Raw genomic sequence first — 23728 nt, forward strand, 5'->3', positions numbered from 1 at the left:
CGGCAACGCGCCGTTCGTGGTAAGCAGCGTGCCGGTCTCGCGCGACGGCATGGTGCTGAAGGCGGGGGCGGAAGTGGCGGTGAACGAGAACGCCACGCTGTCGCTGGGGTACGGTGGGCTGCTGTCGCAGCACCATCAGGACAACAGCGTCAACGCCGGTTTCACCTGGCGCTTCTGACGCTCAGCGGTTTTCACAAGGATAACGGAGCCGGCATGCCGGCTCCGTTTTTATTTGCGGCGGTGACGGCGGCGGGGTGAAAACGTATCATGGCGCGGCACCAGGGCAATAAAAAACCGGGACCCTTGCGGATCCCGGCTTGAAAGTGGGTAAAACAGATTAGCGCTAAAGGCTCAAGCCCCGTATTGCTTGTGCAGTCCGAGCGATGTGGACATCGTCTCGGCAGCGGCAACGGAACAAATTTTCCCTGGTGTCATTATGGTTATTATCAAAAAACGTGCTGGTGTTATTTTTTATAGTGTATTGCTGTATGTCTCTTTTGATACCATGTTTGACGATGCAACATGGTATGTCAAGCAACGTTTTTAACGCATAATTGCATGAGATGCTAGTTTTAGATGTGGCTTTTTCATCAGAAATAATCAAAACGACTGATAAATCAGTAAAAAAAATCGAAGGAACAAATGAATAACAATCACCAAAAATTCGATTCACAGTCGATTGCCAATCGGGTCAGGGAGCTGTTTTTACATTACGGTATTGGAAAACGTCAGCATGCCCGAGAACTCAGCCGCATCTTGGATCTGAGTTTTTCACATGCGCACCGCAAACTGAAAGGACAAAGCCCCTGGACGCTGGAGCAGATCAACAGCGTCGCGGCCGCCTTGGGAGAAACGCCGGCGGCGATCGCCGATTTAAGTGCAGAACACGAGGTTTCCGAACCAAACATGGCGCGCGATGCCATCTTTTTCGTGGCAGGGGTGGCGATGCCTTGCGTCGGGCACATTGGCGACGAACTGCCCGCCGGGCGTCCGGCGGAATTTGCGGCGCTGCGCGTGGAGGGGCAATGGCATATCTATCGCGCCGATGAGGCGCCGGTAGGCCAGCGCTATGGCGTCGATCTGATCGAAATCCGGCCCGGCTGCGGCGACGACGAACGGCTAAGCATCGCGGTATTGGACGATTCGCATCAGGCGGCCGATGAACTGGCCAAGTATCTCGGCAGCTGCGGTTTCAACGCGGTGGCGTTTTACGACGTCGACAGTTTCTGCCAGGCGTTGCAGCAAAGCCTGTTCGACGGTTACGTGGTGGACTGGCTGATCGGTGAGGAAACGGCGGATCGCTGTATCGCCACCATCCGTGCCTCCGATAACCCGGATGCGCCGGTACTGGTGCTGACCGGCGAACTGGGCACCGACCGACGCGAGTCGGAGATCGCGCAGGCGATGCGCGAGTACGACGTGCTCGGCCCGTATGAAAAACCGGTGCGGCTCCATGTGATCGAAGCCGCACTGCAACGCTGTTTTAATCTTTAGCGGGGAACACTTCGGCCAGCGCGTTCGACAGCGCATCCAGCCGGACCGGTTTCATCAGGTAGTTGTCGAACAGCGCGCGCTGATCCGCCGTCAGTTGCTCCGGCGTGTAGGCGCTGATGCCGATGATCGGCACATGGCGGTTGGGGCCGCGGCGGTTGCGCAGCTGCTTGGCCAGGGCGGCGCCGTCGATGCCCGGCATCTGCAGATCCAGCAACAGCGCGTCGTAAGGGCGCCTGAGCAGCTTCTGCAACGCGCGTTCCGGCGAGTCACACAGCTCGTGCCGGTAACCCAGCTTGTCCAGCAGTGCCGCAAAGGCGTCACCCACCGACCTGTTGTCATCCACCACCAGAACCTGCTGCGGCTTCTGCTGCAGCGGGGCATGGGTGGCGGCGGGCTCGTCGGCACGTTCTTCTTCACTGATCTGCACCGGAATGCTGACGATAAAGGTGCTGCCCTTCTTGATTTCGCTGTATACGGTGATGGTGCCGTCGAGCAGCGTCACCAGGCCGTGCACGATCGCCAACCCCATCCCCACGCCGGCATACTGCTTGGTATGCGACTGATCCAACTGGGTAAAGGGTTTGAATATCTGATCGAGCTGGTCTTTTTCGATGCCGATGCCGGTATCGGTCACTTCGATAATCAACGAACTGCCGCCGGGTTGCCGGCGCAGGCAGCTGTGCAGCGTAATGCTGCCGCTTTCGGTGTATTTGTAGGCGTTGGTCAGCAGGTTGACGATAATCTGCCGGATGCGCAGCGGATCGGAGTGCACCAGCAGGTGGCTGCATTCCACTTCGCAGCTCAGCTTGACCTGCTCTTTGCGGGTCAGGGTGGCGATCTCGTTGGCGGTTTCCGCGATCAGCTTTTGCGCGTCGAACGGCACGATGCGCAGTTCCATCATGCCGCTGTCGAGGTGCGCGTAGTCGGTCAGATCCTTCATCTGGCTTTCGATTTGCTGCGCGGCGGTCTCCAGCCGCTGGAAGGTGTCCGCATGTTCTGCCGACACCCGGGTGTTCACCAGCACATCGATGGCCGACATCACGCTCTGCAATGAGGTGCGCAGCTCATGGCCGATGGCGCCGAGGAAGGCGTTCTTGGTGCGGGTCGCTTTCTCCGCCTCGATCGCTTTGGCCTGCTGGCGAATGGTCAACCGCTGCTGACGGAACACGATCAGGGTAATGGCGATCAGCGCGATCACCGAGAACATGACGATCACCAGCCCATAGAAAATGATGTGCCGTTTCTCGATGTAGTCCTCATAGGCGGCGGTGCGCTGCTTCACCTCGGCGTGGTCGGTCAGGTTGGCCATTTCTATGGCGTAAGGCTTGATGGCCTTCATGGCCGCGGAAACCTGGCTGAAGTCGATGTTCGGGCTGTCCAGCAGCTTATCGATGCGATCCATCTGCACCCGCATCTGTTTGACCACTTCGGGATAATCCGGCTCGGCGTACAGCGGCTGGGTGGATTCGGAGACGGTTTCCAGCACGTAAAAGCGCGAATAGAGGATTTCGAACCGCAGGCGCAGGTTGTCGCTGTCCACCTGCGCGGCGTGGCTTTGCTGCTCGACCAGCGTGTCGAACTCCGCCAGCTTGATGGAGAACTTGGCGATCGACCAGGAGTAGTTCTCCTGCGTACCGGCGATGGCATACAACCCTTTCTTCGACAGGGTAGCGCTGTAGTAATAGAGCGTGATGGTCGAAGCCACCAAAAACAGCGCGGCGAAGATGGCCGGGATCGCCAGCCTGCTGCCGTTCTTAAAGGTCGTCAGCTTCATTTGATCACGATCCTGTCGACTTGCCAGATAAAGCGCGAGTTGTACAACGGCGAATTCAGCTCAGGCCCGGCGGCGTCGCGCGGATAAACCAGGAACAGCGGGCCGAAGTTTCTGAGCTTCAGCATCTCCCCGTCCATTTTGTAGGCCAGGATCATGTTGTACTTCTTGACGTCGGACAGGGGGACATCGATGTAATAATCGTTCAGCGCGTAAAACGTCAGCGTCTCGCCCTTGGCGCCGACGCGCTCCAGAATGTCCGCCACCGAAATCCCTTCAAACTTCCTTTGCGGCGTCCAGGAGGTAGAGGTGGTGATGCTGTGCACCGGCATCGCCAACAGTTGCTTATCGGTGAACAGATAGCTTTTATGGGCCGGATCGGTCACGTTGTCGATCTTGCCCGCCACTTCCAGGGTAAAGCTGAGTGCGCTGTTCTGGGCGATAATCAGGGCCACGCAGGCCATCGCGAGGGTTTTGCATAGTTTGAACAGCATCGGTGTTCTCCAGAGGCGCGGGGAGGTTGTATCAGTCCCGCTAATTTATCAGGCAGAATAATGGCAGAAAAAGCAGGCGGGTGCGAAGAGAATAGTAAACCGCACAAAAAGAACAGGCCGGAGCCCGTCGGCCCGTGCGCGTAACCTTTCCCTTCGATTTGTCAGCCGCGCCGATGTTCTTTCAACAGCTGTGCCAGCTGCGTCAGGCCTGCCGTTAGCGCGTCCAGCGAGGGTGAACCCAGGCACAGGCGAATGCCCGTCGCACGTTCGTTGCGCTCCACCATCACGGCGCCCGGCGGCGTCACTTTGACGTTGCCTAATGCGGCGGCGGCGGCCACATGCTCGGCGGTTTCGCGCGGCATCGGCAGCCAGACATGATAAGCGTCGGGATGCGATACACATTGGCCGGCATCGAATATCGATGTAGCCAGATGCACCCTTCGCTGAGCCTCATGGCGCAACGCTTGCGGTATCGCCTCGATCGCGCCGCTGGACAGCCACTCCTCCACCACCGCGCAAGACAGTGGCGAGGGCGCGAAAGGTATATCTTGCAAGGCTTCTTCCGCCGATGTTCGCATGCCGGGCGGCAGAGTCAGCATACCGATCCGTAACCCCGGGCCGAGCGTTTTCGACAGGCTATTGACATGGAATACCCGCTCGGGTGCCAACGTCGCGAGCGCAGGCGCTGCTGAATGCCCCAGCGCGTACACGCCATCTTCGATGATCCAGACATCCGCCTGTCGACATATCTCGACGATAGCCTGCCTGCGTTCGGTGCTCATGGTGGCCGTGGTCGGGTTATGCAGCGTTGGAGTCAGATAGACTGCGGTATGGCCGGCGGCGGCGGCACGCTCGAGCGTGTTAGACAGCGCTTGCGGCACCATGCCTTCCGCATCGATGTCGACACCGAGCAAGCGATAGCCTTTACGCCGGGCCAGCGCGATCGCGCCGGGGTAGGTGAGTCTCTCCGTCAGTATCGTCCCGCGCGGCCCGCAGGCCAGGTCAAAAGCCAGTGAAATCGCCTGACGGGCATTGCTGGTCAGCGCCAGATGCGACGGTTCGATCGTGACGCCGGCGTTTTCGAGCCAGCGGGCCAACAAACGCCGGTGTTCCAGATGCCCGGTCGGCGGGGGATAGAGGTTCAGATGATCCGCATCCATTTTCCGCGCAATGCAGGCCAGTGTGCGTGCCAGAAAACGGTCGGTCAGCATCGCCGGCGGTGCATTGGACGAAAGATCGATTTCACGCTTTTCATGGGCGTGGCGAATCGCCACGAACATCCCGCGGCCTTTCACGCTGCGTACCAGCCCGCGTCTTTCCAAGATAGCGTAGGCTTTGGTCACCGTTCCCAGACCGATCTCCAATTGCCAGGCGAGCGTACGGTGAGCCGGCAGACGATCGCCGCCCTGCAGTTTACCCTCGATAATGTCCTCGCTTAACGCCAGCACCAACCGCTCGACGGTGGTGATTTCTGCATTGGCCAGGCGAGGTTGCCAGGGCGATTGAAGCCGCATAGTGATGCTCCGAAAAACGAATAGTGTCACGTGACACTATTTAAATAGGTGAAAAGTGTAACACATACTATGTTGGTGAGAGGTTCCTGCGTTTTCAACAGCGGCTCGGCCATAAGGTGGGGCAGCGGAGTTTTTCCATGAATGTCAGTCAGCTTGCGTTGGTGTATGGCGCGTACCTTCTCGCAACCGCCAGTCCGGGCCCCAGCAACATGGCGATCATGGGCGTTGCGATGCGTGACGGCCGCTCACCCGCATTGGCGCTGGCCGCCGGGGTGGTGACGGGATCGCTGTGCTGGGCGTTGTTGACGGCGACCGGTCTCGCTGCCGTGTTGTCCACTTATGCGCAAGCGCTATGGGTCATCAAAATAATCGGCGGTGTGTATATGCTGTATCTGGCACTGCGCGCCGGCCGATCCGCATTACGGGCGTTTCCCGTATCGACAGGCATAGCGGCAGGGTATGGTGCGCGATCTTATCGGAGGTTGTACCGGCAGGGCGTGCTGATGCATCTCGGTAATCCCAAGGCCATCATGTCTTGGATGGCGATCATGTCGCTGGGTTTGCGACAAGGCGCGCCTGAAGGCATTTTACCGGCGATGATCGGCGGTTGTGCGCTGCTAGGCGTGACGATTTTCGGGGGGTATGCCCTGCTGTTCTCAACGGCACCAATGATCGCGTTTTACACCCGGGTGAGGCGCTGGATTGAAGGAGTGCTTGCGCTGTTGTTCGCTGGTGTGGGCCTGGAGTTGTTGATATCTCGGGGGTGACCACGCACGTCCGGCGTTAATCTGAGGAGAGAAGCGATGGTTTTTGGCATGCAGATGGTGGATGTCTTTGGCGCCGAGCCACTCACCGGCAATCCGTTGGCGGTGATCACGGGGGCTGGGGCGTTGTCGACGGAAGACATGCAGCGTTTGACGCGTTGGTTCAATCTGTCGGAGACGGCCTTTTTGCTGCCGCCGACGCATCCCCAGGCAGATTACCGGGTACGGATATTCACGTTGGATCGTGAAATGCCGTTTGCCGGGCACCCGACGCTGGGCAGCTGCCATGCCTGGCTCACGGTGGGCGGCGCGCCACGTAACGAGGTGGAGATCATCCAGGAGTGCGGCGCAGGATTGGTGAGCATTCGTCGCGAGGCCGGACGGCTGTGTTTTGCCGCGCCGCCGTTGATTCGCTCCGGGGCGCCGTCAGAAGAGGCGTTGGCCGACGCGCTGCGGTTTTTGGGGATCACGCCTGATGAGGTGCTCGATGCCGCCTGGATCGATAACGGCCCAGGGTGGCTGGGGATCCGGCTGGCCAGCGCCGAACGGGTGCTTTCCCTGACGCCGGCGAGAAGCTGGCCGCGCAGAGTCGATATCGGCGTCGTCGGCCCACATGCCGATGGTGACGCAGCCTTCGAGGTTCGCGCTTTTTTGAGCGATCATCTTGGCGCTATCGTTGAAGATCCGGTCACCGGCAGCCTCAATGCCTCATTGGCACAGTGGTTGTTCGCTTGCGGCGTGGTCGGCGGTGGATATATCGCCGCTCAGGGCCGGTGCCGTGGGCGCAACGGGCGCGTGTATGTCACCCGCGACGGCAGCGGGCGGGTTTGGGTGGGCGGCGACACGCGCACTCAGGTAGAAGGGCGGCTGCAAGGGATTGGCACGGCGTAAAACGCGCTGCCGTATCGCGTGCGGCTGAACCGAATGTCGATTTCCATCCGATGATAAGGAGTGAACAATATGTCTGTGGTGCCACAAAACGATAACCTCGTCGACGCTGATATTACGCAGCCGACGGCGGCCATCGATACGTTGAAAATGCTGGTGCGTTACAAAGCGTGGGCGAATGCGCTGACCTTCGACACCGTGATGTCCTTGCCGCCCGGTGAAGCATTACGGCAGCGGCCGACCCGCTTTGGCAATATGGTGCATACCTTGAATCATGTGTATGTGGTGGACGACATCTTCAGGCACCATCTGCAAGGCCGAAAACATGGTTACCTGGCGCGCAATACCGAGCAAACGCCTGCGCTTGACTCTCTGCGGTGTGCGGTGGAGGCAATGGATCGCTGGTATATCGAACTGGTCGATAGCTGGTTGCCTGGGGATCTGGCACAGGTGGTGCATTTCGCGTTTGTCGACGGTGGCGAAGGCAGAATGACGCGGCAGGAAATCGTGTTGCATGTCGTTAACCATGCTACCTATCACCGAGGGTTTGTCGGCGATATGCTGTATCAGGTGCCCTTTCCCTCACCGGCAAACGATCTGCCGGTATTTCTTCGCGATCACTATCGCAAGGCGCGTTAAATGATAGCCAGCACTTTTGGCCGCGTTAAATCGCTCCCACTATTTAACTTAACGCTGAGGTAGAAGAGCCTTCTTGGATCAGAGGTCGCGTGAGAGGAGGCCTCTCTCGTTTTTATAACTATCATATTAAAAATAAAAGAATTACTGAGTATGGATGGAGGCATTCAAATAATGCACTGATGTGGTTATTTTATTTCATTGTTATATTAACATTGCTATTGATTTCTTGTGGTATGACTGATTTTTATTCTCATTGTAGGCTGGCTTAAAACAATACTGTACGGTAAAATTAAACAGCCAAGGGAAGCCTTTTTCTCTTGTGTCTTGAAATATGTCGCTGAGTCATAAAGAACGTGAAATTTGTTATTCTGATTTAATTAATTTGATAGGTTTCTTGTTATTAGATTGAAAACTAATCTGGGGGACATATGAAGAAATGTATCTGTTTTTTGCTTTCATATATTTTTCTTACTCATTATTCTTTTGCCGAATGCAAGTTTGCTGACTGGTTTGAGTATGAGCAAAACTATAAAGAAAACAAGGTTGCGCATAGTAAAGTATACGGGATAAAAAAACACGAGATACCAGGGTTGGCGTATGTTTTTAGAGTGAATACATTAGGTATCAATGCTGATGGCGCACCCAATGCATACAGTTATGAAGATCACCAGGCATTACAGGGTAAATGTCCATCTAAAGAAAAATATCATTACAGAGGGTTGGACTGCCCGGCGAACGCCGGATACAAAATAAAAGGGATGAAGTGGCAAAATGTGTTGGTCGTTGATAAGTCTACTGGTGATGCCTTTGTTCGTCAGTCTGGAGAGTATAAAGGATTTCTTGTAGCGAAAACGAGGTTGCAAGACCCAAAAATTGTTGATGAAACCGATAAAAACAAGTGGGTTAATTCAGACGTTGTTCCATACTGGACCTTCCCGGGTCAAACCAGTTTCTCCCTGAAAGAAGGGACAGGGAGAGTAGGGGATATCGGTTATGTCATTAATAAAAAAACAGGAAAATCATCTGCATTTATCATTGCTGATGTAGGTGGGAGTGCCACAGCATTTGGTGAGGTCTCTTTGCAGCTTGCGCGAAACTTAGGGGCAAAAAATCCGGACCCGATTAGAGGTGGAGATATTGATGGTGACTATTATTTTGTGATTTTTCCCAAGACCGGAATGACACCTCTATGGCCGGTGAGTAATCTGACTATAGAAAAAATTGCAGAGGAGCGTTTAAGTAAAGTCGGCGGCATCAATGCAATTACCTCGTGTCAAGGGTTTAAATTTATTTCAAAATGAGGGGCATGTATTTAGTTTACGACCGGAGAGTAGGTGATTTAAAGATAAAATATTCGTCTACAGACACGTAGGGTTTTCTCTGGATGCCTCTACGAGGAGCGCATAAATAATCGCTCGAGCAGGCACCATATGTATAGATGAGTAAATCATCCCCGGTAAGAACGAAAAAATAAGAGGCCCTGCTGTGGAGAAATGTCCCAGATCTTAAAAAGAGAGGTTGCGGAAGTATTTCAACTGGCGGAAAACGAAGTCCTCTTCACTGAAGGAATAACGGCCTGATATCTCAGGCCGTTGATCGCCGATTAGGGCCGTGAAATGTGATCACGGCAACCTGCCTGGAGATATCAGCGCATGGTGACGAACTCTTCTGCCGCGGTCGGGTGGATCGCCACGGTGTTGTCGAAGTCCTTCTTGGTCGCGCCCATCTTCACTGCCACGGCGAAGCCCTGCAGGATTTCATCCATGCCGAAGCCGATGCCGTGCAGGCCGACGATCTTCTCTTCTTTACCCACGCACACCAGCTTCATGCGGCACGGCTGGCGGTGCTGCGTCACGGCGCTGTACATGGCGGTGAAGGACGACTTGTACACCTTCACGTTGTCCGCGCCGAACTTCTCGATGGCTTCCGGCTCGGTCAGGCCGACGGTGCCGATCGGCGGGTGGCTGAACACCACGGTGGCGATGTTGCTGTAGTCCAGGTGCTCGTCCGGCTTGTTGTTGAACAGGCGCTCGGACAGGCGGCGGCCGGCGGCCACGGCGACCGGGGTCAGTTCTACCGCGCCGGTGTTGTCGCCCACGGCGTAGATGCCTTTGACGTTGGTGTTCTGGAACTTATCGACGTCGATGTAGCCATGTTCGTTGGTTTTCACGCCGGTGACGCCGAGGTTCAGGTTGTCGGTCGCCGGTTCGCGGCCGATGGCCCAAATCAGGCAGTCGACGGTGAATGCCTTACCGTTTTCCAACTGCAGCGTCAGGCTGCCGTCGGCGTTCTTGACGATCGCTTTCGGCACCGATTCGGTGTGCAGGCTCGGTCCTTCGGTGTTCATCACTTCCACCAGGGTTTCGACGATCATCGGATCGAAGGTGCGCAGCGGCGCGTGCTTGCGCACGAACAGGTGCGTTTCTGCGCCCAGCGCGTTCAGCACCCCGGCGATCTCCACGGCGATATAGCCGGCGCCCACCACGGCGATGCGCTTCGGCATAGCGTCCAGCTCAAAGAAGCCGTCGGAGTCGATGCCGTATTCCGCGCCCGGGATAGCCGGGTGGCTCGGGCGGCCGCCGGTGGCGATCAGGATGTGGTCGGCGGTGATCGTTTCGCCGTTCACTTCCACCGTGTGCGCATCCACGAAGCGCGCGAAGCCTTTGATCACGTCGACCTTGTTCTTGCCCAGCACGTTGTCGTAGGAAGTGTGGATGCGATCGATATAGGCGGTGCGGTTGGCAACCAGCTTCTTCCAGTCGAAGGCGTTGACGGTAGTGTCGAAGCCGTAGTCAGGGCCGTACTGATGGATAGCCTCGGCGATCTGCGCCGCGTGCCACATGACTTTTTTCGGTACACAACCCACGTTTACACAGGTGCCGCCCAGCTCTTTGGCTTCAATCAGCGCACACTTTTGGCCGTACATGGCTGCCCGGTTGATCGATGCGATACCGCCGCTGCCGCCGCCAATTGCTAGATAATCGTAATGTTTCGTCATCTGGGATTTCCATGAGTTGTGAATTTGAAGAGGGTAAGAGTTTAACGCCTGACCGGGGTTTGTCGCAAAGATTGCGTCGATGGCTGCGATAGGCGGACGCAGGGCGCGGCGAACCGCGCCCCGGTGGGATTATTCCGGCACCACCCAGTTGACCAGGTGATGGCCGATGCCCGACGGCACCAGCACCTTGTGCAGCCACGGCAGCACGTTTTTCATCTGCTGCTCCAGCTTCCACGGCGGGTTGATGACGATCATGCCGGAGGCGGTCATGCCGCGCTGATCGCTGTCGGGTTTCACCGCCAGTTCGATCTGCAGGATGCGGCGAATGCCGGTGGCTTCCAGATCGCGCAACATGCGTTTGATCTGCTGGCGCATCACCACCGGGTACCACAGCGCGTAGGTGCCGGTGGCGAAGCGTTTATAGCCTTCCTGAATGCCTTTGACCACGTCCTGGTAATCGGTCTTCATTTCATACGGCGGGTCCATCAGGATCAGGCCGCGACGCGACAGTGGCGGCAGCTGCGATTTCAGCTGTTGGTAGCCGTCGGCGCGCTGCACTTTGGCGCGCTCGTCTTTCTGGAACTCGCTGCGCAGCAGCGGGTAGTCGCTTGGATGCAGCTCGGTCAGGTGGATTTTGTCCTGCGGGCGCAGCAGCTGGCGGGCGATCAGCGGCGAGCCGGGGTAATAGCGCAGCGTGCCGGAACGATTGAAGTTGTGCACTACGCTCATGTAGGCCGCCAGCTCTTCCGGCAGATCGTCGCGTTGCCACAGCAAGCCGATGCCTTCCAGGTATTCGCCGGTGCGCTCGGCGTGTTCACCGCTGAGCTGGTAACGGCCCGCACCCGAGTGGGTATCCAGGTACAGGAACGGTTTCTCTTTTTCCTTCAGCGACTCGATGATCAGGCTCTGAACGGTGTGCTTGAGCACGTCGGCGTGGTTGCCGGCGTGGAAACTGTGGCGATAACTTAACATGACTGGTGGCGATCCCTTGTGCTCCGCAGGCGAAGCATTCGATTCAATAAGGCTTATAATCTGCACAGTATAAACTGTCTGGCTGGGAAAAACTGAACTCCGTTGCCACAGACGTTTACAGGAAAGGGCATGACGATGAGCAAACTGGCTATTTTGGCGAATTACTCCGACGCGGCGCGCTGGGCGTTCGGCGACGGCCCCGAGTTGGCTGACGAATTGCTGCAGCTGGTGTTGAGTGGGGATAAAACCGCCACCTGCTGTTCTTATGCAAGCTATCAACAGGATCAAACGCCGGCGCTCGGCGATTACAGCATCATTCTCGATGGCCGCGGCGAGCCGGCCTGCGTGATCAGAACCCTGACGCTTCGCCTGATTCGCTATGACCAGGTCACCGCCAAAATGGCGGCCAAAGAGGGGGAAGGCGACAAAAGCCTGGCGTTTTGGCGGCGGGGGCATCGGGAATTTTTCACCCGCGAAGGCACCTTTGCGGCGGATATGTGGCTGGTGTTCGAAGAGTTTGCGCTGGTGGAGATTTTATAGCGGCCCCAGCGCGGCCACCACCTGCTCGCGCAGCCAGCTGTGGGCCGGGTCGAGATGGGAGCGTTCATGCCATACCATCACCATGTCGTAACCCGGCATCTCCAGCGGCGCCGCGCAGGTGCGCAATTCCCCCAACAGTTCCCCCAGCATGCGTGAAGGCAGCATGGCGACCATATCGGACTTCGCCAGCAACGCGGGAATAAACAGGAAGTGCGGCACCGACATCACGACCCGTCGGGTTAACCCCTGTGCGGCCAGCAGCGTATCGATCTGGGTACGAAAACCGCCGCCGTCTTGCGAAACCATCACAAACTCAAGCCGGCAGAACTGTTCGAGTGAGGGCGGCCGTTGCAACAGCGGGTGATCCCGGCGGCCGACCAGCAGGTAGTTCTCGTGAAACAGCGGCCGATGGCGCAGCTCCGCCGGCGCTTCTTCCCGGCTCAGAAAACCGAGATCGATCACCCCGTCCGCCAAATCGCGGCTCATGCGTTTGGGCGCCGCTTCGCGGATCGCCAGACGGGATTTCGGCGCCGCCAGCCGCAGACGGGGCAGCATCGGCAGCAAAATGGCGTATTCAGCGGCATCGGCGGCGGCCAGCTGCCAGGTGACTTCCGCCTGCCGCGGATCAAACGGCTGCTCCGGCGCGACCAGGCGGCCCACATCGGCCAGCGTTTGGCGCAGCGGCGCCAACAGGCCGAGCGCGCGCGCCGTTGGCAGCATGCCGCGCGGGTTCGGCAGCAGCAGCGGGTCACGGTAGATCTCACGCAGCTTGGCAAGCTGAATGCTGACTGAAGGCTGGCTGAGATTGAGGCGCGCCGCCGCCCGCGTCACGCTGCGCTCGCTGAGCAACGCTTCCAATGTGACCAAAAGATTGAGATCGAGCCGCTTTAAATTGTTGATAACTATTCCCCGAATTAAATCTATCAATTTCAACTATAGCGCCGATCTCCCTACCGTGGAACGGACGCTGGAACAGACCGGCGAAACCGCAACGGAGAGGGGGGCGATGATGAAATTGAGCGAATACGTGAGCTACGATGCGCTGGGGTTGGCCGAATTGGTGCGGCGTGGCGAGGTCAGTGCAGCGGCGCTGCAACAGGCGGCGCGGGCCGCCGTCGAGGCGGTGAACCCGGCGATTAACGCGGTGGTGGAACACTGGGAGCAGCCGCCGGAACAAGACGACGGGCCTTTGTCGGGCGTGCCTTTCCTGATCAAGGACATCGCCATCAGCATGGCGGGCAAGCGCGTTGAGCTGGGCAGCCGGTTGGCGCAGGGCAGCGTCGCCGCCGCCGACAGCCATCTGATGAGCAATATCCGCCGGGCCGGGCTGGTGACCTTTGGCCGCACCAGCACGCCGGAAATGGCGTTCAGTACCACCACCGAGGCCGTGCTTTACGGCGCCACGCGCAACCCCTGGAACCTGGATTTCAGCGCCGGCGGATCCAGCGGTGGCGCCGGTGCGGCGGTTGCCGCCGGTATGGTGCCCATCGCTCACGCCACCGACGCCGCCGGCTCGATCCGCGTACCGGCTTCGTCAAACGGGGTATTTGGTCTCAAGCCTACGCGCGGTCGGGTGCCGCATGGCCCGATGATGGATGAGGTCTTCAACGGCTTTGGCGTCCAGCTGGGGCTCAGCCGCACGGTGCGTGACAGCGCCGCGTTGCTGGATGCGATGCAGCGTCCTCACGTTGGCGAGCCGTATTACACGGCGCCGCCGGCGCACAGCTGGTTATCGCAGGTGACGCGGCAACCGGGCAGGCTGCGCATCGGCATGATGACCGAGGCGTGGAACGGCGGAAAAACCGAGTCGAACATCGCCCGCGCCACGGCGGAAACGGCGGTGTTATTGGCGGCGTTGGGGCATCAGGTCAGCGAAACGGAAATGGCGATCGGCGTCAGTTGGCAAGAGTTGGTGTTCGCCAATGCGCAAATCTGGTGCGCCAACCTGGTCGGCTGGGTCGATGGCCTGAGCCAAGCGAGCGGACGGGCCATTTCAAGCGAAACGCTGGAGCCGGAAACGCTGGCCTGCTATCGCTACGGCCAAGCGGCCAGGGCGGTGGATATGGTGCGTGCGCTCGAGGTACGCAACCGGGTGACTCGCGCAGTCGGCGCCTATTTCCAGCAATACGACCTGCTGTTGACGCCGACGCTGCCCGACCTGCCCTGGCGGCTTGGCCGTTATGGCGCGAATGCGGCGAATATGGACGGGCTGGAATGGACGGCGCATTTGTTCGATCACTCACCGTTCACCCCGGTATTTAACGTCGCCGGCGTACCGGCGATGTCGGTGCCGCTGGCCCAGGATGCGCAGTACAACCTGCCGATAGGCATGCAGTTTGTCGCCGGTTTTGGCCGTGAGGATCGGTTGTTGCAGCTGGCCGGACAGCTGGAACGCGCCGCGCCCTGGCATGGGCGGCGCCCGGCGATTTGGGCGGGGAATGCCGTTTAATAGCGGTAAAAAAGCAAAATATCCGCTATGTTGCCGAGAGGTGTTTGATGGCGGGCCGTCGGCTCGCCGCTGCACCCTGGAGGCGATATGAGCTGCATTTTTTGCGACATCGTGGCGGGCAAGGCGCCGTGCCATAAAATCTGGGAAGATGACGATCATCTGGCGTTCCTGTCCATCTTCCCCAACACTGACGGCTTCAGCGTGGTGATCCCCAAAGCGCACCACCCGAGCTACGCTTTCGAACTGCCGGACGAGGCGTTGAGCGCCTTGATACTGGCGACCAAAACGGTGGCGCAGCGGCTGGATCGCGCGTTCGACGACGTCGGCCGCTGCGGCATGGTGTTTGAGGGCTACGGCGTCGACCATGTACACGCCAAGCTGATCCCGCTGCACGGCACCGCGTCGCTGGCGCAGTGGCGGCCGATCGAATCGGCCTCGCCGAAGTTTTTCGCGCGTTACGAGGGCTACATCTCCTCCCACGACGCCGCGCGCGCCGACGACGAGCAGCTGGCGGCGCTGGCCGCCCATATCCGCCAAAGCGCCGTTTAAGGCACGAACGATCAACGCCGGGCATTGATTTTCCCGCTGCCTGGCTCCATGTTAGAGATTCATACGCATTTTAAGGCTCGCCCCTGCGGCGGGCCCAACGCTAATCAGGACTGCCCTATGACAAATCCGTTGCTGACTCCGTTTTCCCTGCCGCCGTTCTCGGCGATTCGCCCTGAAGATATCGTGCCTGCGGTGCAATCCGCGCTGGCGGACTGCCGCGCCGCGGTAGAGCGCGTGGTCGCGCAGCCGGGGCCGTTTACCTGGGACAACCTGTGTCAGCCGCTGGCGGAGTCGGACGATCGCCTGTCGCGCATTTGGTCGCCGATCGGGCACCTGAACTCAGTGAAAAACAGCCCGGAGCTGCGCGCCGCCTATGAGCAGGCGCTGCCGCTGCTGTCCGAGTACGGCACCTGGGTTGGCCAGCACGAAGGGCTGTACCAGGCTTACCGCAGCCTGAAAGAGGGCGCGGCGTTCGAAACACTGAGCGTGTCGCAGCGCAAGGCGGTGGACAACGCGCTGCGCGACTTCGAACTGTCGGGCATCGGCCTGTCGGCGGACAAACAGCAACGCTACGGCGAGATCGTCGCGCGCCTGTCCGAACTGGGTTCCACCTACAGCAACAACGTGCTCGACGCCACCATGGGCTGGAGCAAACTGATTACCGACGAGGCCGAGCTGAGTGGCCTGCCGGAGAGCGCTCTGGCGCAGGCGCAGGCGATGGCGCAGGCCAAAGAGCAGGATGGCTGGCTGCTGACGCTGGACATGCCGAGCTACCTGCCGGTGCTGACCTACGCCGACAACCGTGCGCTGCGCGAAGAGATGTACCGCGCCTTCGCCACCCGCGCCTCCGATCAGGGGCCGAACGCCGGCAAATGGGACAATAGCGAAGTGATGGCGGAAACGCTGGCGCTGCGCCATGAGTTGGCTCAGCTGCTGGGCTTCGACACCTACGCCGACAAGTCGCTGGCGACCAAGATGGCGGAAAGCCCGGAGCAGGTGATCGGCTTCCTGAGCGATCTGGCCAAGCGTGCCCGCCCGCAGGCCGAGCAGGAGCTGGCGCAGCTGCGCGCCTTCGCCAAACAGCATTATGGCGTGGACGAGCTGGAAGCCTGGGACATCACCTATTACGGCGAAAAACAGAAGCAGCATCTGTTCTCCATCAGCGACGAGCAGCTGCGCCCGTACTTCCCGGAACAGCGGGTGGTGGAAGGGCTGTTCGAGGTGGTGAAACGCATCTACGGCATCACCGCCGAAGAGCGTAAAGACGTGGAGACCTGGCATCCGGACGTGCGCTTCTTCGATCTGTTCGACGCCGACGGCGAGCTGCGCGGCAGCTTCTACCTCGATCTGTATGCCCGTGAAAACAAACGCGGCGGCGCCTGGATGGACGACTGCGTCGGCAGCCTGCGCAAGGCCGACGGTACGCTGCAAAAACCGGTCGCTTACCTGACCTGCAACTTCAACCGCCCGTTGGGCGACCAGCCGGCGCTGTTCACCCATAACGAAGTGACCACGCTGTTCCACGAGTTCGGCCACGGTCTGCACCACATGCTGACGCAGATCGATACCGCCGGCGTCTCCGGCATCAACGGGGTGCCGTGGGATGCGGTCGAGCTGCCGAGCCAGTTTATGGAAAACTGGTGCTGGGAGCCGGAAGCGCTGGCGTTTATCTCCGGCCACTACCAGAGCGGCGAGCCGCTGCCGAAGGAAATGCTCGGCAAGCTGCTGGAAGCCAAGAACTACCAGGCGGCGCTGTTCATCCTGCGCCAGCTGGAGTTTGGCCTGTTCGATTTCCGCATGCACTTCGAATACAGCCCTGCAAGCGGCGCGCAGATCCTGCCGACGCTGGCAGAAGTGAAGAAAATGGTGGCGGTGGTACCTTCGCCGAGCTGGGGCCGCTTCCCGCACGCCTTCAGCCACATCTTCGCCGGCGGTTACGCGGCGGGTTATTACAGCTACCTGTGGGCGGAAGTGCTGTCGGCCGACGCCTACTCGCGCTTCGAAGAAGAGGGGATCTTCAACGCCGAGACCGGCAAATCCTTCCTCGACAACATCCTGTCGCGCGGCGGTTCGGAAGAGCCGATGGCGCTGTTCAAACGCTTCCGTGGCCGCGAGCCGCAGCTGGATGCTATGCTGCGCCATTACGGCATTAAAGGATAACCCGACACGTGAGCGTGTGTTTATTGTGTGAAGCAGGCGCCGATCCCGGCGCCTTGTCTATTTTGGCGCAGCGCTGGCAGCTGACGTCCGACGACGACGCGCCGATGGCGCTGGTACTGACCCCGGAGCGGCTGGAGCTGCGCAAGCGCGACGAGCCGAAGCTGGGCGGGATCTACGTCGATTTCGTCTCCGGCGCCATGGCGCACCGGCGCCGCTTCGGCGGCGGCCGCGGCGAGGCGGTGGCCAAAGCGGTCGGCATCAAGGGCAGCTACCTGCCGGATGTGGTGGACGCCACCGCCGGGCTGGGGCGCGACGCCTTCGTATTGGCGGCGCTGGGTTGCCGGGTGCGGATGCTGGAGCGCAATCCGGTGGTAGCGGCGTTGCTGGACGACGGCCTGCAGCGCGGTTATCAGGATGCAGAAATCGGCCCGTGGCTGCGCGAACGCCTGACGCTGCTGCACGCTTCCAGCCTGACGGCGCTGGCCGATCTCAGCCCGCGCCCCGAGGTGGTGTATCTCGATCCGATGTTCCCGCACAAGCAAAAAAGTGCGCTGGTGAAGAAAGAGATGCGGGTGTTTCAATCGCTGGTGGGCAGCGACGATGACGCCGACGGCCTGCTGGAACCGGCGCGCCGCCTGGCGACCAAGCGCGTGGTGGTGAAACGCCCGGACTACGCGCCGCCGCTGGCCGACGTGCCGGCGCACGCCGCCACGCTGACCAAAAGCCACCGTTTCGATATCTACATGCCGCTGTAATGTCTGCCGGGCCCGCCGTGTCGGGCCCTCAGTTTTCCTCCCGCAAGCTTTTCCCCACGCCGCCGCCCGGATGCACCGCCAGCAAGGCGTCCTTGTCGTAACCGCTGCGCGCCATCAGGCAGGCGCAGGCGGCGTCGAAGATCGCCAACACCAGCACGATCGAGGTGGTGGCCAGCATGTTCAGCGGATCTATTTCCTTTTGCACCCCGGTGGCGATCGTCAGCTGCGCCGCCTGCGCGATGGCGGAATGCGGATTTTCCGTCACCGCGATCAGCGTTACCCCTTTGGCCTGCAGCGTCGGCAGCAGGCGGGTCAGCTCGTCGGAATTGCCGCCGCGCGAGATCAGGATCAGCAGATCGTCCGCGCGCAGAAAGCCCAGATCGCCGTGCGCCGCGCCGGTGGCGTCGAGGTAGACCGCCGGCCGTTCCACGCAGGCCAGCATATGGGCTATCTTGCGCGCCGCAATCCCCGAGGTGCCGACGCCGGTGACGGCGATTTTACCGCGGCAGTCGGCCAGCAGCGCCAGCAGCCGCTGCCAGGTGCGCGCGTCGAGGCGTTCGCCCAGCTGCGCCAGCTCTTGGCTGTAGGTTTGCCAGCCCTGCACGGCCTGCCGCCATTCCTGCTGCATCACGCCTCCTCTTGCATCAACCGGCGGTATTTCATGTGGTCGTTGTACAGCTCGTGGAACACCCGGTATTTGCGGTCGTAGTAGCTTTTTATCTGGTTGGTCTGCGGCGTGACCGTCTTGCCGATGCGGCTCATGGCGCTCATCGCCTCCGGCAGGGTGTCGAACACGCCCGCTGCCACGGTGCCCATCATCGCGCCGCCCAGCAGCATCGCTTCGCTCTCCTCCGGCAGCAGCATGGCGCAGCCGGTGGCGTTGGCATGCTCCTGTACGAAGATCGGGTTCTTGGTGCCGCCGCCGCTGGCCATGATGGTGTCGATGCTGTAGCCGCTGTGGTTCATGGTTTCGATGATATGGCGGGTGCCGAGCGCGATGGCTTGAATGGTGGCCAGGTAGTGCAGCGCCATGTCCTCCGGCGTGCGCGACAGTTTCAGCCCGGTCAGAATGCCGGTCAGCGTCGGGTTGGCGCGCGGCGAGCGGTTGCCGTGGAAGTACGGCAGCATATGAATGTCCTGCGTCAGGAAGGCGATGTTCTCCGGCTCGCCGGCCATGCGGCGCAGAATGGCGTTCAGCACCTCATAAATGGTCTGGCCCTGAGTTTTCGCCTGCGCCAGCAGCTCCGGGTAGCACGGGTGCGACTGGATGACGTGGTCGATCAGCGCGCCGGTGGCGGACTGGCCGCCCTCGTTCAGCCAGTATTCCGGCAGGATCGCCGAGTAATAAGGCCCCCAGACGCCGCCGATAAAGCGGGCGGTACGCGACATCGCCATATGACCGGTGGAGGTGCCGCCGATCAGCGCGACGCGGCGGTTGAAGTCGGCCACCTCGCCGGAGACGCCGGTGGCGCCCAGCGTGCCGAGGGTGCCGGCGTGGGCGTCGATGATCGACACGCTCACCGCCGTGCCGGCGATCAGCCCCATCTCACTGGCGGCGCGCTGGGTCAGGCCGTGGCCCAGCGGCTCGCCCATCATTTTGACGTCGCTGCCGATCTTGGCCGCGTCGTGTTCCAGCAGGTCTTCCAGCCCGATCTGCCGGAAGTAGCTCTTGTCCCAGCGCTGTTCGTGGCCGAGATAGGTCCATTTGCACACCGTCGAACACAGCGAGCGGGTGGCGTCCTGGGTGGCGCGCCAGGTGAGGAAGTCCGGCAGATCGAACAGGTAACCGGCGTTGGCCCAGGTGGTGGGCATGTGCTGCTTCAGCCACAGCAGTTTCGGTGTCTGCATCTCCGGCGAAATGATGCCGCCGACGAAGTCCAGCACCCGATGTTTGGTGGCGTTGATGCGTTCGGCCTGGGCGATCGCCCGGTGATCCATCCACACGATGATGTTCTGTTCGGTGCGGCCGGAGGGGCTGACGGTCAGCGGCTTGCCCTCTTTATCCAGCACCACCAGCGAACAGGTGGCGTCAAAGCCCAGCCCTTTAACCTGGATCGGGTTGATGTCGGCTTGGTTGACCGCGTCGCGCACCGCATTGCACACCGCCTGCCAGATGTTATCCGACGACTGCTCGACGAAATCCGCCTTCGGCCGGTACAGATCGATGGCTCGGCTGGCCTGGCCGACCATGCGGCCGTTGAGATCGAATACGCCCGCGCGTGCGCTTCCGGTGCCCACATCTACGCCAATAAAATAGCTCGCCATTATTTTCTCCTAAGCTTTTCGATTCTGTAACGCGATAAACAGGATCAGCACGCCGCCCCACAGGGCCATGGTCAGGTAGCTGCTGACCCCCAGCAAATTGAGGCCGCTTTCCAACATTTGCAGCACGATCAGCGCCAGCACCAGCCCCAGAATACGGCCGAAGCCGCCGTCCGGGTTAATGCCGCCCAGCACCGAGGCCAGAATGGTCACCAGCAGATACGATTCGCCGTAGCCGGCCTTGGCCGAGTTGAACTTGGCCATCATCAGCAGCGCGGCGCCCCAGCCGAGCAGCGCCGACAGGATATACACCGCGATCTGCACCCGCGCGGTGTTCACGCCGCTGAAGCGGGTGGCCTGCTCGTTGGAGCCGATCAGGTACAGGCTGCGGCCCAGCGTGGTGTGCTCCAGCAGCAGCCACAGACCGACCGCCACCAGCAGGAACAGGATCAGCGCCACCGGCACGCCGAGCACGGCGCCGTTGCCGAGAAATTGAATCGCCGCCGGGAAGCCGGAGATCACCGCGCCGTTGGACAGCAGGATGTTCAGGCCGGTGATCAACGTCATAGTGCCGAGCGAGGCGAGGATGGGCGAAACGCCGATCCAGGCTACCAGCACGCCGTTGAGCGCGCCGATCGCCACCGCCACCAGCAGGCCGGCCAACAGCGCCAGCGCCAGGAACAGCGGCTGGTCGGGATGGCTGACGATGATTGCCGCCATCACCAGCGAACAGGCGTTGGCACCGGTGATGATCGACAGGTTGATGCCGCCGGTCAGCATGGTGATGCCCATGCCGAGCGCCAGCAGGCCGAGGATCGGCAGCTGTGAGGCGATCGACTGGAAGTTGCCGAGGCTGAAGAAGCGCGATCCGAGCAGCCCGGCGAACAGCAGCGCCACCGCGATGATGATCGCGCCCTGCAGGCGAATGATCCGATCGCTTGGGATCAACCGAATTAACTGCGTCATGTCAGATCTCCTTGAGCAGTTTGCGTTTTTCGTTCCAGGCGGTGGTGCTGATGCTGATCAAAATGATCGCGCCGCTGAATACCTGGTGCCAATAGGCCGAGACGCTGAGCAGCGTCAGCCCGTTTTGCAGGAAGGCCAGCAGCACCACGCCGAGCAGGGTGCCGCTCAGCGAGCCGCGGCCGCCGCTCATGCTGGTGCCGCCCAGCACCACCGCCGCCAATACCGTCAGCTCGAAGCCGAGCAGTGAGTTGGGCGCCACCGACTGGGTGATCTGCGCCTGCACCACCGCCGCGACGCCGGCCAGAATACCCATGTAGCCGTAGACGCAGAAGTGCAGCCGCAGTAGGTTCAACCCCAGGCGCGACGCCGCGTCGCGGTTGCCGCCCATGGCGTAGATCTGGCGCCCCAGCCGGGTGCGGTTCATCAGCACGCCGGTGATGACGATGGTCGCCAGCAGACACAGCAGCGGCAGCGTCAGGCCGTAGTCGTAGCCGTCGGCGCCCTGGAACGAGAACCAGTTGATGCCGTTCATGAACCAGTCCGGGAAGCCGTACAGCCAGGTGCCGTTGGTGGCGTACACCAGCAGGCCGTAGAACAGGTTGAGGGTGGCGATGGTGATGATGATCGCCGGCACCTTCAGCCAGTACACCAGGAAACCGTTCACCAGCCCGAGCAGCAGGCCAACGCCAATCGCCAGGGCGAACGCCAGCGGGAAGCTGCCGCCGTGCTGGATCACCCAGCTGGCCATCACATATTGGGCGATGGCGGTGACCGCCGGGAACGAAATGTCGATACCGCCGGCGATCAGCACCACGAACAGCCCACAGGCCAGGATGCCGAGAATGGCGTAGCTGGTGGCGACGTCGGTCAGGTTGCCGAGCGTCAGAAACTCGTCGGTGCCGGCGCTCAGGCCGATCGCCAGCAGCAGCACCAGCAGGCCGAGATAAAACTCGTGCCGCCCGGCCAGGCGGGCCAATAATGACTTATCCATTCACCACCTCGGCGATCTGTTGTTCGGTACTCTGGTGCGGCGCAAACTCGGCGATCAGTTCGCCCTTGCGCATCACCATCACCCGATGGCTGTTGTAATAGGCTTCCGGGATCTCGTCGCAGATCATCAGCACCGCCATGCCCAGCTGCGCCAGATCGCGGGCGATCTGGTAGATCCCCTCTTTGTTGGCGATGTCTACGCCGACGGTGGGCGAGTCGAGGATCAGGATCTTCGGCTGGGTCGCCACCCACTTGGCGATGGCGATGCGCTGGGCGTTGCCGCCGGACAGGGTTTTCACCGGCAATGCGCTGTCGGATACCTTGATGTTCAGATCGCGGATCAGCCGGTTGACCAGCTCGGTTGCCTTGGCGTGATCCAACAGCCCGAGCGAGGTATGCAGCCGATCGAAGACGGTGACGATGGTGTTGTCGTAGATCGATTGCTCCATGATCAACCCTTGCGTCAGACGATCCTCCGACACATAGCCGATGCCGTGGCGCACCGCTTCGCGGTTGTTGTGCAGCTGCACCGCCCGGCCCTCGATGCGGATCTCGCCGCTGTCCGGCCGCGTCATGCCGAACAGGCTGAGGCACAGTTCGGTGCGGCCGGCGCCGAGCAGGCCGACGATCGAAACGATCTCGCCGCCGCGCAGTGCCAGATTGACGTTGCGGTATTTCTCGCCGCGGCTGAGGTTGCACACCTCGAGCAGCGGCGCCTGTTCGGCCGGTGGCAGCGGCGGCAGCGGGCTGTAGTGGAAGCGTTGGCCGGTCATCAGGAACGCCAGTTCATGGCTGTCCAGTTCGCTGGCCGGCCAGGTGCCCACCAGCTTGCCGTCGCGCATCACGCTGATGCGATCGGCGACTTCCATCACTTCATCCAGCCGGTGGCTGACGAACACCACGCAGATGCCGGCCGCCTTCAGCTCGTTGACCACCCGCAGCAGGCCGTCGACCTCTTGGCGGGTCAGCGAGGCGGTCGGTTCGTCCATGATCACCAGCCGCGCCTCGGCGGCGATGGCGCGGCAGATCGCCACCAGCTGCCGATCGGCGATCGACAGTTTCTCCACCTTTTTATCGGGATCGATGTGCACGCCGACCCGCGCCATGGCGTCGAGCGCCGTCTGGCGCATCAATCGCTTGTGCACCCAGAAGCGGCCGCCGGGCAGATAACGGTGGATGGCGATGTTCTCCGCTACTGTCAGGTTGGGGAACAGCGACAGGTCTTGGTAGATCACCTGTATGCCGTAATAACCGGACAGCTGCGGCGTCAGGGCGTGGAAGAGTTTGCCTTCCAGCGAAATATTGGCGCCTTTTTCCGGCTGATAGACGCCGGAGATGATTTTAATAATGGTGCTTTTGCCGCAGCCGTTTTGCCCGGCCAGGCAGTGCACTTCGCCTTTATTCAGCGTCAGGTTGATCTGGTCTAATGCCAGCACGCCTGGGAATCGCTTGCTGATATTCTCCAGGGTGATAAATGCGGGGGAGGCTGTCATAACGTTAACCTGTGCTTGCGTAGCGGCCGA

At 60.5% G+C, this 23728-nt stretch carries 23 protein-coding genes; 12 read left to right on the forward strand and 11 right to left on the reverse strand.

The annotated features are described in order from the left end of the window. From BHU62_RS24975 to BHU62_RS12440, 3 genes are all read left to right on the forward strand, one after another. Positions 1-178: autotransporter outer membrane beta-barrel domain-containing protein (locus BHU62_RS24975; protein WP_139282285.1), on the forward strand; the 178-nt coding region annotated here is incomplete at its 5' end. A gap of 207 nt (positions 179-385) precedes the next feature. Then, entirely contained in the window at positions 386-547 is a 162-nt protein-coding gene (locus BHU62_RS25435) for a hypothetical protein (protein WP_236720671.1), read from the forward strand. Between the two features lie 95 nt (positions 548-642). Then, positions 643-1494: a helix-turn-helix domain-containing protein gene (locus BHU62_RS12440; RefSeq protein ID WP_073532294.1), complete on the forward strand. Its 852-nt coding sequence runs from the start codon at positions 643-645 to the stop codon at positions 1492-1494. Here BHU62_RS12440 and BHU62_RS12445 read toward each other — a convergent pair. From BHU62_RS12445 to BHU62_RS12455, 3 genes are all read right to left on the reverse strand, one after another. Then, positions 1484-3268 carry a hybrid sensor histidine kinase/response regulator gene (locus BHU62_RS12445; RefSeq protein ID WP_073532295.1) on the reverse strand — a complete coding sequence of 595 codons (1785 nt, stop codon included), beginning with the start codon at positions 3266-3268 and terminating at the stop codon, positions 1484-1486. The genes BHU62_RS12440 and BHU62_RS12445 overlap by 11 nt on opposite strands. Beyond that, the gene (locus BHU62_RS12450; protein ID WP_073532296.1) at positions 3265-3759 is read right to left on the reverse strand and encodes a molybdopterin-dependent oxidoreductase; all 495 of its coding nucleotides are present in this window, start codon (positions 3757-3759) and stop codon (positions 3265-3267) included. Before BHU62_RS12450 ends, BHU62_RS12445 begins: the two co-directional genes overlap by 4 nt. A 161-nt stretch (positions 3760-3920) precedes the next feature. After that, positions 3921-5273 (reverse strand): PLP-dependent aminotransferase family protein, encoded by a 1353-nt coding sequence (locus tag BHU62_RS12455; RefSeq protein WP_073532297.1) that lies wholly within the window; start codon positions 5271-5273, stop codon positions 3921-3923. A gap of 137 nt (positions 5274-5410) precedes the next feature. Here BHU62_RS12455 and BHU62_RS12460 point away from each other — a divergent pair, with 137 nt between their 5' ends. From BHU62_RS12460 to BHU62_RS12475, 4 genes are all read left to right on the forward strand, one after another. Next, a complete protein-coding gene (locus BHU62_RS12460; protein WP_073532298.1) occupies positions 5411-6040 on the forward strand; it encodes a LysE family translocator in 630 nt (209 codons plus the stop codon). 36 nt (positions 6041-6076) lie between these two features. Next, entirely contained in the window at positions 6077-6928 is an 852-nt protein-coding gene (locus tag BHU62_RS12465; protein ID WP_073532299.1) for a PhzF family phenazine biosynthesis protein, read from the forward strand. A gap of 69 nt (positions 6929-6997) precedes the next feature. Continuing rightward, positions 6998-7564, forward strand: coding sequence for a DinB family protein (locus BHU62_RS12470; protein WP_073532300.1), 567 nt, complete (start codon positions 6998-7000; stop codon positions 7562-7564). Between the two features lie 428 nt (positions 7565-7992). Then, positions 7993-8865 carry a glycoside hydrolase family 75 protein gene (locus BHU62_RS12475; protein ID WP_073532301.1) on the forward strand — a complete coding sequence of 291 codons (873 nt, stop codon included), beginning with the start codon at positions 7993-7995 and terminating at the stop codon, positions 8863-8865. Positions 8866-9209: 344 nt separating this feature from the next. Here BHU62_RS12475 and gorA read toward each other — a convergent pair whose 3' ends face one another. Both gorA and BHU62_RS12485 read right to left on the reverse strand, forming a co-directional pair. Next, complete coding sequence (gene gorA, locus BHU62_RS12480; RefSeq protein WP_073532302.1) at positions 9210-10562, reverse strand: glutathione-disulfide reductase; 1353 nt, start codon at positions 10560-10562, stop codon at positions 9210-9212. Between the two features lie 129 nt (positions 10563-10691). Next, positions 10692-11534: a 23S rRNA (adenine(2030)-N(6))-methyltransferase RlmJ gene (locus tag BHU62_RS12485; protein WP_004931012.1), complete on the reverse strand. Its 843-nt coding sequence runs from the start codon at positions 11532-11534 to the stop codon at positions 10692-10694. Between the two features lie 135 nt (positions 11535-11669). Here BHU62_RS12485 and BHU62_RS12490 point away from each other — a divergent pair, with 135 nt between their 5' ends. Then, entirely contained in the window at positions 11670-12074 is a 405-nt protein-coding gene (locus tag BHU62_RS12490; protein ID WP_073532422.1) for an ASCH domain-containing protein, read from the forward strand. Here BHU62_RS12490 and BHU62_RS12495 read toward each other — a convergent pair. Beyond that, entirely contained in the window at positions 12069-12974 is a 906-nt protein-coding gene (locus tag BHU62_RS12495) for a LysR family transcriptional regulator (RefSeq protein ID WP_073532423.1), read from the reverse strand. The two genes, BHU62_RS12490 and BHU62_RS12495, sit on opposite strands and share 6 nt — an antisense overlap. Before the next feature lie 106 nt (positions 12975-13080). On the opposite strand from BHU62_RS12495, the gene BHU62_RS12500 reads away from it, so the two are divergent. The 4 genes from BHU62_RS12500 (at position 13081) to rsmJ (ending at position 17987) form a co-directional block, all read left to right on the forward strand. Beyond that, positions 13081-14523 (forward strand): amidase, encoded by a 1443-nt coding sequence (locus BHU62_RS12500; RefSeq protein WP_236720672.1) that lies wholly within the window; start codon positions 13081-13083, stop codon positions 14521-14523. An 87-nt stretch (positions 14524-14610) separates the two neighbouring features. Then, complete coding sequence (locus BHU62_RS12505) at positions 14611-15072, forward strand: HIT family protein (RefSeq protein WP_073532303.1); 462 nt, start codon at positions 14611-14613, stop codon at positions 15070-15072. Between the two features lie 117 nt (positions 15073-15189). Then, positions 15190-17232, forward strand: a complete 2043-nt coding sequence (gene prlC, locus BHU62_RS12510; protein WP_073532304.1) for an oligopeptidase A — start codon at positions 15190-15192, stop codon at positions 17230-17232. Positions 17233-17240: 8 nt separating this feature from the next. Next, on the forward strand, positions 17241-17987 hold the full coding sequence (gene rsmJ / locus BHU62_RS12515) for a 16S rRNA (guanine(1516)-N(2))-methyltransferase RsmJ (protein WP_073532305.1): 747 nt from the start codon (positions 17241-17243) through the stop codon (positions 17985-17987). A 28-nt stretch (positions 17988-18015) separates the two neighbouring features. Here rsmJ and BHU62_RS12520 read toward each other — a convergent pair whose 3' ends face one another. The 5 genes from BHU62_RS12520 to BHU62_RS12540 are packed head-to-tail and all read right to left on the reverse strand — an operon-like array spanning position 18016 to position 23698. Continuing rightward, positions 18016-18615 carry a KpsF/GutQ family sugar-phosphate isomerase gene (locus BHU62_RS12520; protein ID WP_060424923.1) on the reverse strand — a complete coding sequence of 200 codons (600 nt, stop codon included), beginning with the start codon at positions 18613-18615 and terminating at the stop codon, positions 18016-18018. Then, on the reverse strand, positions 18615-20252 hold the full coding sequence (locus tag BHU62_RS12525; protein WP_073532306.1) for an FGGY-family carbohydrate kinase: 1638 nt from the start codon (positions 20250-20252) through the stop codon (positions 18615-18617). Before BHU62_RS12525 ends, BHU62_RS12520 begins: the two co-directional genes overlap by 1 nt. A gap of 9 nt (positions 20253-20261) precedes the next feature. Next, the gene (locus BHU62_RS12530) at positions 20262-21215 is read right to left on the reverse strand and encodes an ABC transporter permease (protein ID WP_073532307.1); all 954 of its coding nucleotides are present in this window, start codon (positions 21213-21215) and stop codon (positions 20262-20264) included. Between the two features lies 1 nt (position 21216). After that, positions 21217-22206 (reverse strand): ABC transporter permease, encoded by a 990-nt coding sequence (locus BHU62_RS12535; RefSeq protein WP_073532308.1) that lies wholly within the window; start codon positions 22204-22206, stop codon positions 21217-21219. Continuing rightward, entirely contained in the window at positions 22199-23698 is a 1500-nt protein-coding gene (locus BHU62_RS12540) for a sugar ABC transporter ATP-binding protein (RefSeq protein ID WP_073532309.1), read from the reverse strand. The genes BHU62_RS12535 and BHU62_RS12540 overlap by 8 nt, the downstream gene beginning before the upstream one ends. Between the last annotated feature and the right edge of the window lie 30 nt (positions 23699-23728).

Source organism: Serratia marcescens (assembly GCF_001902635.1).
Taxonomy (GTDB): domain Bacteria; phylum Pseudomonadota; class Gammaproteobacteria; order Enterobacterales; family Enterobacteriaceae; genus Serratia; species Serratia marcescens_F.